At 62.9% G+C, this 9,453-nt stretch carries 9 protein-coding genes; 7 read left to right on the forward strand and 2 right to left on the reverse strand.

Annotated elements, in window-relative coordinates; all coding sequences use genetic code 11:
- Positions 1-109 precede the first annotated feature (109 nt).
- From AC0L3S_RS29595 to AC0L3S_RS29625, 7 genes are all read left to right on the forward strand, one after another.
- Positions 110-646: a hypothetical protein gene (locus AC0L3S_RS29595; RefSeq protein ID WP_085355040.1), complete on the forward strand. Its 537-nt coding sequence runs from the start codon at positions 110-112 to the stop codon at positions 644-646.
- 611 nt (positions 647-1,257) lie between these two features.
- Positions 1,258-1,803, forward strand: coding sequence for a hypothetical protein (locus AC0L3S_RS29600; protein WP_085350486.1), 546 nt, complete (start codon positions 1,258-1,260; stop codon positions 1,801-1,803).
- A 2-nt stretch (positions 1,804-1,805) separates the two neighbouring features.
- Entirely contained in the window at positions 1,806-2,630 is an 825-nt protein-coding gene (locus AC0L3S_RS29605) for a metallophosphoesterase (RefSeq protein WP_473283132.1), read from the forward strand.
- Between the two features lie 76 nt (positions 2,631-2,706).
- The gene (locus AC0L3S_RS29610) at positions 2,707-2,889 is read left to right on the forward strand and encodes a hypothetical protein (RefSeq protein WP_473283134.1); all 183 of its coding nucleotides are present in this window, start codon (positions 2,707-2,709) and stop codon (positions 2,887-2,889) included.
- Positions 2,882-3,442, forward strand: a complete 561-nt coding sequence (locus AC0L3S_RS29615; protein WP_085350440.1) for a transcription elongation factor SPT4 — start codon at positions 2,882-2,884, stop codon at positions 3,440-3,442. Before AC0L3S_RS29610 ends, AC0L3S_RS29615 begins: the two co-directional genes overlap by 8 nt.
- A 439-nt stretch (positions 3,443-3,881) precedes the next feature.
- The gene (locus AC0L3S_RS29620) at positions 3,882-4,151 is read left to right on the forward strand and encodes a hypothetical protein (RefSeq protein ID WP_085350439.1); all 270 of its coding nucleotides are present in this window, start codon (positions 3,882-3,884) and stop codon (positions 4,149-4,151) included.
- 322 nt (positions 4,152-4,473) lie between these two features.
- The gene (locus AC0L3S_RS29625) at positions 4,474-4,812 is read left to right on the forward strand and encodes a hypothetical protein (protein ID WP_473283137.1); all 339 of its coding nucleotides are present in this window, start codon (positions 4,474-4,476) and stop codon (positions 4,810-4,812) included.
- Between the two features lie 518 nt (positions 4,813-5,330).
- Here the strand turns inward: AC0L3S_RS29625 and AC0L3S_RS29630 are convergent.
- A complete protein-coding gene (locus tag AC0L3S_RS29630) occupies positions 5,331-6,104 on the reverse strand; it encodes an SDR family NAD(P)-dependent oxidoreductase (protein ID WP_473283139.1) in 774 nt (257 codons plus the stop codon).
- 158 nt (positions 6,105-6,262) lie between these two features.
- Positions 6,263-7,372 (reverse strand): SMP-30/gluconolactonase/LRE family protein, encoded by a 1,110-nt coding sequence (locus tag AC0L3S_RS29635; protein ID WP_085350436.1) that lies wholly within the window; start codon positions 7,370-7,372, stop codon positions 6,263-6,265.
- Positions 7,373-9,453 lie beyond the last annotated feature (2,081 nt).

Here is a 9,453-nt window from a genome sequence, read left to right on the forward strand (position 1 = left end):
GGCATGGCAAAATAAAAATTCGGACAGCGCCATCGATCGACCGATCGTGGGTTGCTTAACCCGGCCCGAGGTGGATCGTAAAGGGCAACACCCCCTCAGGAACCTAATAATGCCCGAAATCACCCAAATGCTGGAACAGATCCGGCGGACCCTCGACGCCTCTGCGACGTACGCGAATTATGCCGAGCGCCACAATATCCGTTCGGCGCCCATGTTGACGGTGACCCAAGCGGAGGTCGCGGCCTCGATCGCCGACCGGTTGGAAGACAGAATCCGCGGCAAGACCGTGGTGGAGATCGGCGGCGGCATCGGTCTCCTCAGTCTCTACTTGGGCGCCGTGGCGAAGAGGGTGTACTGCATCGAGGCGAATCCGATGTGGGCAATGATCTTTACCGAACTGCTGATGGAAATGAAGCCGAAACACGTCTCCTACTTATTCGGTGCCGCCGACGAGTTCGTAGGCGAAATCCGCGGCGATGTCGCGATCATCTGCTCCCATTCGGACGTAGCCGGTATGCAGCTGATCGGTCGGCAGTTTGCCGGTGAGGTCATCGACGTTTACGGCGACATGATAGCCGCCAATCCGCTGGCCTTCGACCCACTTGCGCGGAGCCTACGTAACTGCTCGTGGTCACCATCGGCATAATGGTGCTCAGGGAGCTGCCCGCGCTACCGGGTGGGGGGGATGCTCTAGGGGCGCTTTCCGCCGACGAGAGAGGCCTCGCAGATGCTTGGTCGATGCGGCCCGGGCTTCACGGTCAGCTCGCAACGGTTTTGCGACTCCTGCCCCGTTGCTCATGGTGAGTTTCGCTATGCATCTGCTTCGCACGACCCGGACCGAGGAAGTCCGCATCCATCCGGACTGAGAGCACGGCAAGCGTTTTGATTTCCCGGATTGGCTCAATCGGCACGGCTTCGAGCGGATCTCCCGAACGGCGCTACATCGTACGGCGGCGGGTACACTCTACCAGACGGCCGGCGCATCGCTGTACAACCCAAGTCGGGCGATGTCGTCGCGGACGCTGGCGGGTCGGTAATCTGGCCGGACACGGGGGCATCATTAACACCAAGCATTCCAGCCAAGTCTCCCGGCTGGCCGACTAGGTCGTCGAAATTTTCACGAAGCCAGCACCATTTCCACCGATTTGCGCTTCGAGAACGTCCGATGCCAAGCCGGGCGTTGTATCGAAAGATACGTTTACGGCCGCTTACAGGTTTTTATAACTTTCATTGAAGCATTTGCCCATCGAGTGCGTCATGAGTGGTGCGTTTCGGAACTGGCGGAAAGAGTTAGTCAAGGCCTACCCCGACCTCTTCCATCCGCCTGCGGACAATCCCGGCGTCGCCCAGGCCTATCCGGAATGCGGCGACGGCTGGCGCGATCTGCTGGAGCGCGCCTGCAAGCGGATCCGGGCCGCGGTCGAGGCCGACGGCGGCACCTTTCACGCCACGCAGATCAAGGAGAAGTACGGGAGCTTGCGCTTCTATTGGCATGGCACGCTCTCTCCGGAGGCCGATGCCAAGGTCGAGGAAGCCATCGACCTGGCCGAGGCGCGCAGCGGCGTCACTTGCGAAATCTGCGGCGAGGAAGGCCGCCTCCGGGGCGACGCGTGGCTGACGACGCGTTGCGCGCTGCACGCCGAGGGCTGGCCGGCGGTGGCGGTCCGGCCCGGCTTGGAGAATGTCCAGATCGAGGAACGCTACGTCGGGGACCGGCGCGTGATCCGCTACCGGCGGTACGACCGCGAGACCGACCGCTTCATCGACGTCGACCCGTCCACTCTGGACATCGAGGAGGACTGACCATGCTCTTGTGGGTGCTCTCCGACATCCATCTCGAGCTGACGCGCGGCTGGGACCTGCCGGCCGGCGACGCGCGACCGAATTTCGACGTGCTGATCGTCGCCGGCGATCTGATTCCCAGAGCAGAGCGCGGTGTTCGCTGGTTGCTCGATCGCGTGCCGGACCGGCCGGTGATCTACGTCATGGGCAATCACGAGCCGTACGGGCAGGACATCGACATCGATCTCGAGAAGGCCAAGGCGGCTGCCGTCGGCACGAACGTGCACGTGCTCGAGCGCGAGACCATCCGCATCGGCGACGTCGCTTTCGCGGGCGCGACGCTCTGGACGGATTTTGCCGTCAACGGCGATGCACATGGGGCGATGATCACCGCCGGCGAGCGGATGAACGACTTCAAGAAAATCAGGATTTCGAACTACGAGCAGCGCTTCCTGCCGCACCACGCCCTCACGCGGCACTTCAAATCGGTAGCATTCCTGAAGGCTGAAATGCGCCAGCCGCGCGGCGAGGACCGCCTGGTTATCGTCACGCATCACGCGCCGTTCCGCCATCAGTCCGAAACGCCGCGTCCGGAGAACGAGCGCGCCCTCGACCCCGCCTACCGTAGCGATCTGACGCGGCTGATGGTCTCGGGCCCCGACGAGGGATGCGGCGCACTGCTCCCCGCCGACCTCTGGGTTTTCGGCCACACCCACGAGAGTTTCGACGCGGTCGTGGGCGAGAGGACCCGCGTGGTCTCCAATTGCAAGGGCTACGGCCCGTGGCCGCCCCGCGAGCGCACCTGGGACAATCCTGATTTCAACGAAAAGCTTGTGATCGAGATCTGAAAGGGGACGGCCATGACACCGACAATCAGAAGCACAGCAAGAGCCCCACCCTTCCCGTGGTTTCGGATGCTTGATCATGTTCCGCCCCAAGGCCCGCAGCGGCCATCCTCACCTCTTCTCCTGCGCCAAAGCCGCGTCCCTGATTCCCGCGCGCCACCGCATGACGCCGAAACGGCTCGTAGATCATCATGTGATGCCGAAGGGCACGATCCTGATCGACCGCGTCAATCCAGATCAAGGAGGCAGCATCCATGAATAAAGCTCTCGAGGGCTGCGGCCTCGCGTTCGCCGGCCGGCGCCGCCAGCAACTTCCCCGAAAACAGGAGATCAAGATGAAGTTCAACACAACCCAATTCCTGAAACCGACCACACCGCGTGCGGCCCGGCCCAACGAGTCTTGGACCATAGAAATCGCAAAGCTCGACGTGGGGATCGCCGGACTCTACGCCATGATCGTGATCGACAGCCAGACGCGCATTCCCCTCAGCGCCACCCTGTCCCTCATGATTGACGAGGACATGGCCGCCACGCTCGACCGGCTCGGCCGAAGGTCGCGATTTCCGGATATGATCCAGGTCGACCACGGCTTCAACCTATCGGCGGTCAGGGCTTGGGCCATTCGGCATCGGCTTACGATCGTCTGCCACGCGGATCCCCGGAAGAAGGCTCTCGCAGAGCCAATCCTCCGCGATCTCAGCGCATTCCTAAGCGGCAAAAGCTTTCCGAAGCTCATCGAGCTCGGCAATGACCTCGAACGCTGGCGCCATGCCCATGCCGCCGGCGCCCGGCACCTTCCCAGCAGCAACGGCTAGTGCTCGCAGCGTGTTGGTCGGCACCGCCTAGCCGCCGGCCGACGCGCCGGCCGGCAGCCGCCTGCCGCTGAAGGCGCTCGAGACCGCCGCCCTCAGATGGGCCGCCGCCATCTGGCGGGTCCGGCGTCCGCCCTGCCGGCACCTCTCTGCCGGTCGTTCCGCGCTCGTGGAGAGGGGTTCGTAGCTGCAGACGGGGTCGGCATCGCATTTTAACCCAGGTCGATCTGGGACCGCCAAACGGAAGGCCAATCCCGACCCGTTGGAAACGACCCCGCTTCCGGAGGCGGCATGTCGAGAGCCGCCGCCTGCCGCCATCCACAGGTCGCCGGAACAGGTGGAAAAAACCCGCCCTGAAGATTCCGAATCCCTGCCCCGTGTTAGCAGGCGGAACGGGTGGTGGGACGGCGGATTCCTCCCGACCTGGCTAGGAGCGATTGCAATGCTGATGACCAAGGAGAGACGCCCCGCCATCCGGACGCTGCGCGGTTGGGCGATTTCGGTGCTGCAGGAGGCCGGCGCCATCCGCGAGTGCGAGGAGCACGGCTGGATGCAGGACCGCGCCGACCCGCACGCCCGCGACGGCGCCTTCGACATCGCGCGTCTCGAACCGCCGCCGGGAATTTCTCCGGAGGAAGCCGTGGCCGAAGTCCGTGACGTGTTGGAATCAATCGGCGACACCTGCCCGGAGTGCCCCTCCGACCTTGAGTAAACCCTCACTCGGTCGAGCGCTGCCACTGAGGCGCGCACGGCGTCTGCGATGTCCTCAGTAGCGGCGCAAACCCCGCATGGCCGAGGTCTGCGTCGGTGCCAGCAGCTGACGCCAGGAACGCCGCACGGAATGGCTGAACGCCGCGCACTGTCGACATAAAGCCGCCCTTCGCCATACGTGATAACCTGCATTTCAGCTGGACGTGTTCTGGCCACAATCAACAGGCGGATTTGCAGCGAGCGCGCCGCGCCGCGGCAACGCCGGCGGATCACTCATTGAGGATCATAGCCGAAGCCTGGATGGAAACGGTTCTGTGACCTGGATGAAAGCCTACAATGCGCTTTTCGTCTTTGTGCCGTTCGCGCCTGTGTTGATAGCTGTGTCCGCGGGGGCACTTTCCTTGCGCCTGCCCCGACGAAGACGGATGGTCCATACCGCGGCGTTGATTGGCATGCTTATCGCTCTGCCGATCTATCTTCGCGTTCAGGCTCAGCTTGATCCCACCACAGTTTTGTATCCCGGTCCTGGGGATGGTTTCATTCTGTTGATTTATCTCTGGTTGCTCATTCCCAGCGTCATAGGTTACGCAATCTTTTGCTGGGTTACCCGTCGCCGACGTGGAGAAGCAGGCGAAGGCCAGGAGAGGCTGCCTGAGGGATGAGGCGAACATCAAAGACGCTCAAGATTTCTGGTGCCCTGCTTGTTCTCGGCGGCGTTCTATCCGCCATCGTTCAAGTTGATGTTGGGCTGAAGTTTGCAAACGTCGGCAGCTCCCCGAGCTGGGTGCCACTCCCACGTACAGAAGTTGACGCGATCATCTTAGAAATACTATCGCGTTTTCTTGTGTTGGCGGGCGCGGTCGTTTTTGTGGTTGGATGCGTCTGACTGAGCTTGCTCCTGCCCGCCCCGGCGCCGCATGGGTAGTCGCTTAGGTCACTTCTTCCGTCCGATCCCGCTCTGGCGTACCCGCCCGCAGGCGAGTGAGTTCGACCCACGCCAGCGCGGCGGCATCCATCTCTGCCGTTCGGCGCCATGGGTTTTCACGGCGAGATTCATCGCCGCAACCGCCTCGCGCTCGGGGTCGTACTCGATGTCCATCGGACGGAAATATAACGGCAGATCGTAAACGAGCGCTCACCGTATGAATTCGGGCGGCTCGGCAACACCGGCCGTGCGCCGCTACATCCCAGGAAGAGAGATGCCCGTCAGCTCGCCCAGCCTGGCGACGAGTTGATCCTGGAATTCGGGATCGACGGCCTCGCTCGCCGGCTGCTCGTGCCACATGTGATGCCAGTAGCGGCCGCTGACCTTTGCTGCCGGTTCGTCGCTTACGGCCAGCCATGCCTGGGTCCGTTGGCCGGTGTCGAGATCGACCGGTGCACCCGCGCCGCCCATTCGCGTGCGCACCCAGCCGGGATCGACCGCATTGCTGAGCACCTGTGGCCACCGGCGCGCCACTGCGAATGCCAGCGCCACGACCTGCAGCTTGCTTTCGGCATAGGCCTTTGCCGGATCCCAAATCCGCTTTGTCCAGTCGATGTCGTTGAGCGAGCCCTCCCCGCCGCGATGCCGGCCGCTGCTGAGGTACACCAGCCGTCCAGGCCGTTCTATCAGGGCCGTGAGGATGTACGGCGCAAGCGTGTTGACCGCGAGGACGCCGGCGTGACCCTCGCGCGTCGAGCTGCGGCTGGCTTCAGTGTAGACGCCCGCATTGTGAATGATCGCATCCATGCGCCCGATCGCGTTGACCTGGTCCGCGACGCTCCTTGTCTCAACGCCGCTACGGAAGTCGCCAACTACGATCTCTGCGGCCCGCGATGCGAGCTCGCCAATTGTCGCTGCGCGATGCGTCGATCGAGCGTGCAGCACGACGCGATGACCGGCGTTGAGGAGCGACTGAGCCGCCGCGCGGCCGAGCCCCTCCGTGCTTCCGGTGATGAAGACTATCGCCATCGCTGCTCCTTCGGACGCTTAGCTTTGACGGCGCAGCCGCGCCTTCGGCGGCCCCCTCCTCCGCGGCACCTGCTCCGAACGCCGCCGCGGCCATGGGCGGTCAATGTCGTGGTGCGTGCCGCTAAGGCGGCGCGCGCCACAGGAGCCTCGCGGCAAACTCACGGTTGCGCCGCCAGCCGCACGCCGTCTGGCCCAATCAGACCGGGGTACGGCGCCTTGAATTTGTAGATGGTTCCGCTGACGGCACCTTCCATGTAGATGTACTGGTTGTTCTCGCCGCCGAAGGCAAAGTTCGTGGCCGACGAATCACCATTCGGCAACGGGACATAACCGATGATGAAGCCCCGCGGATCGTACTCGATGAGTCCGCCGATGCCGCACGCTGCCCAGAGATTGCCATGTACGTCGTAGTGGATGCCGTCGGGTCCACCGTTGCCTGGATTGTAGCTCCCGGCGGTCGCGAAGAAAAAGGTGGTGTGCGACGGGTCCTTGGCGCACTGGGAGCACGCCGGATTCGGCCCTCCCAGGAATGAATAGTATAGCATCCGGTTGCTGGCGTAGTCGGCAACGGCCAGCGTGCCGTCGTCCGGCGAAACCGCTATGCCGTTGGGAAAACTACCGGTGGAGATGATGCGCCGGAGAATGCCGTCTTTCGAGTATTGATAGACTGCACCGGTCCGATCCGCCGCATCGGGCCCGGGCCCTGTTCCCCAGGGATCGGTGAAATACAGGTTGCCCTCGGCGTCGAAGTCGAGATCATTCGGACCCTTGAACAGTTCGTTGTGGAACGTCGAAACGAGTGAACTCAGTTGCTTCGTGTCCGGATCATAGATCAGGACGCCGAGGTGACGGGTCGTGACATAAAGCTTGCCGTCATGCCAACGCGTGCCCTGCGGTTCGCAGGCGGGACCGAGATCTCCTTTCGGATTACAGTTGAACACCGGGACCAGCTTCGCGTCGGGAGTGAGATAGGATACCCAGCCGCTGCCGATCGCGACGAACCAGAAATTTCCTGCCTTGTCGAAGGCCCCGCCCTCAAGAAACTTGCCCTGCGGCTGATCATGGATATCCGCGAACAGGGTGACCGGCCCGATGCCAGGGGGCGGGGGCGGCACACCCCAGGGCTGCACCTGCTCGGGAGATGGTGGACCGGCCAGCGGGGGTGCGGGGACCGACTGGGCCTGCGCCCATGCGGTACGGACGGGCGCGGCCGCGCCACAGAACGCAAGCGAAAACGCACAGACGGCACTTGCCAACTTCCTCGTCATGACGGTTTCCTCCGACCTCGTTTCTGCCCAGCCCTTCCCTTGGAGTACCGCGGAAGCATCAGTTCAAAACGTGGCGCGAACATGAGCGCAACGGCGACTGCATCTCTATGAATGCAGACCAGCCGGGCCCGTGACGCATCATCGGTGGTCCGCATTTTGCTGTGGCGCTGCAATAATGACTTAGGCAAGCATGGCCGCACCGGTGCTCGCAAGTTCGCGTCGAACGAATTATCTAAGTTGACGCGAGGGTTAGAACGCGTAGGAAAGCGACAACACGATCCCGCAGGTTGGCGCAGCAAGTACCGACTGAAAGCCCATCGCAATGCTGGTCTCCGAGATCCGGACAGCGATGACAAAGGGGAGGAAAAACGAAGGCGTCTGAAGCGAACGGGCCGCAGGGAGAGCCAGGCGCCGACCCGATCACCACAAGGTCCATCACCCCAGCAACACCTACATGGATCAGCACGGCAGCAAGCGCTGGCCTGCGATCGAGCCGGCGCGTGGTCAGTCGGCCCCGGACATGAAAGAAGCCTCGGGAATGACGGAAGGGTCCGGTCTCACCGACGAGCAGGAGGGCGCCGAGCAGGGCTCCGATGCGCCAGCGTCCGCTCGAGTCGGCTTTCAAACGGGTTGGCGATCCGCTGGGCCGAGCGGCTACGCACCGCGACCGTGAACGCTGCTTTACAGTCTCTGTTCGCGACATCTACTCGGAGCCCGGTTGCGCGGCGGCCGCAACGCAAGCTTCTTCGAAGGTCGGCAGCGCCGCCACCGACGTCCAGGGGCGCAATGTTCACGAACCCCGAGTTGGACGTGTCGGAAGCGGCCGGTAAGCAAGTTGTGCGCGGCATAAGCGATCGTCACGGCGACTCCCATTGAGCGCCCCGGACCATTGACCCCCGTCAGCTCGGTTGGGTTCTTTCACGATTTAAACCAAAGCTCCACCGCGACGATCGATATACCCGCAAGGCCGGCGTAGCCGATTAGCCACCAGGCGTGGCCTATACCGGAGGTCCGCTGTCTCTCGCTGCTCGGGGTCCCTCGGACCTCATGCGCGGCAGCTAGTCGCACTTGTGCTGTACTGTCCGGATTTCCAGCGGCCTCGTCGTCGGTCCCGAGAGGAGCGGCGGCGGGGTCAGTAACGTCCACCCTACTGCCGGCCTGCGCTTGGTCGATGGCGATCCGGAGCTGCGACGTGGTCTCAATAGGCACGTCCGGGTCGAGCCTGTAGCCGGGTTCCGGGGAGGACTCTGATGGGCGGCTGTTTTGAACGGGGTCAGTCATTCCCGACAACGGGCAGATAATAGATATGTTTCTGTTGCTAGATCGCGCTTGCTTCGCGGCCCTGACGCGCCAACGCCTCGGCGTCATCGGTCGGCCAATCGCATCACCTCGCGTGTCCATGTCCGAGAGCCGCTTAGCAGCGACCGCTGGCTGATCTGTTCGAAGACGAAAGTCAGCCCGAAGGCGTACAGGCGGAAGCATTTCCGTGTGCGCCTTCTTGGAAAAAACCCTAAGCTGTCACATCCTCTATTTCCGCGGAGCGGCGTCAATGCATATTGCGCGACTTGTTGGAGTGCCGAGCTTGATGCTCACGCTCTGCACCTCAGGGGTCGCCAACGCCCTGGAGTGCCCAGTATATCACCGAACAGGCAATTCGAGCGCCATTCAGGAGACCAAGGCGCGCACCAGAAGCTTCACGGCGCAGCTCGCGGCGAGTTAGCCGTTCCCAGCATCATAGAGAGCGTTCGGACCGCCCACCCCGGGGCGTCCGCCGCCGAGGTGACGAACTTCGTAACTACGATCTATTGTCCTCTGATACTGAAAGACGCGACGTTGTCCGACGCAGAGAAGCGAGCCCATCTCAAGTCCTTCTCCGCCGACGTCTTCAAGAAGGTCCCGCCCACGTAGCGCCATCCGAAGCGGACTGCCTAAAGCGAGGGCGCTAGGCGGCCTTGAGCCGCCTAGCAAAGCAAGGGTCAGCGAGAGTTCGCTCGATTTGCGTCGTGAACCGCCCCGGGTTTGCCGGAGGCTCCAACTCCTGAGAGGATGGAGCCATGACAAGCAAGACGACGAACAAGTTT

Source organism: Bradyrhizobium sp. Ken01, from assembly GCF_055807355.1.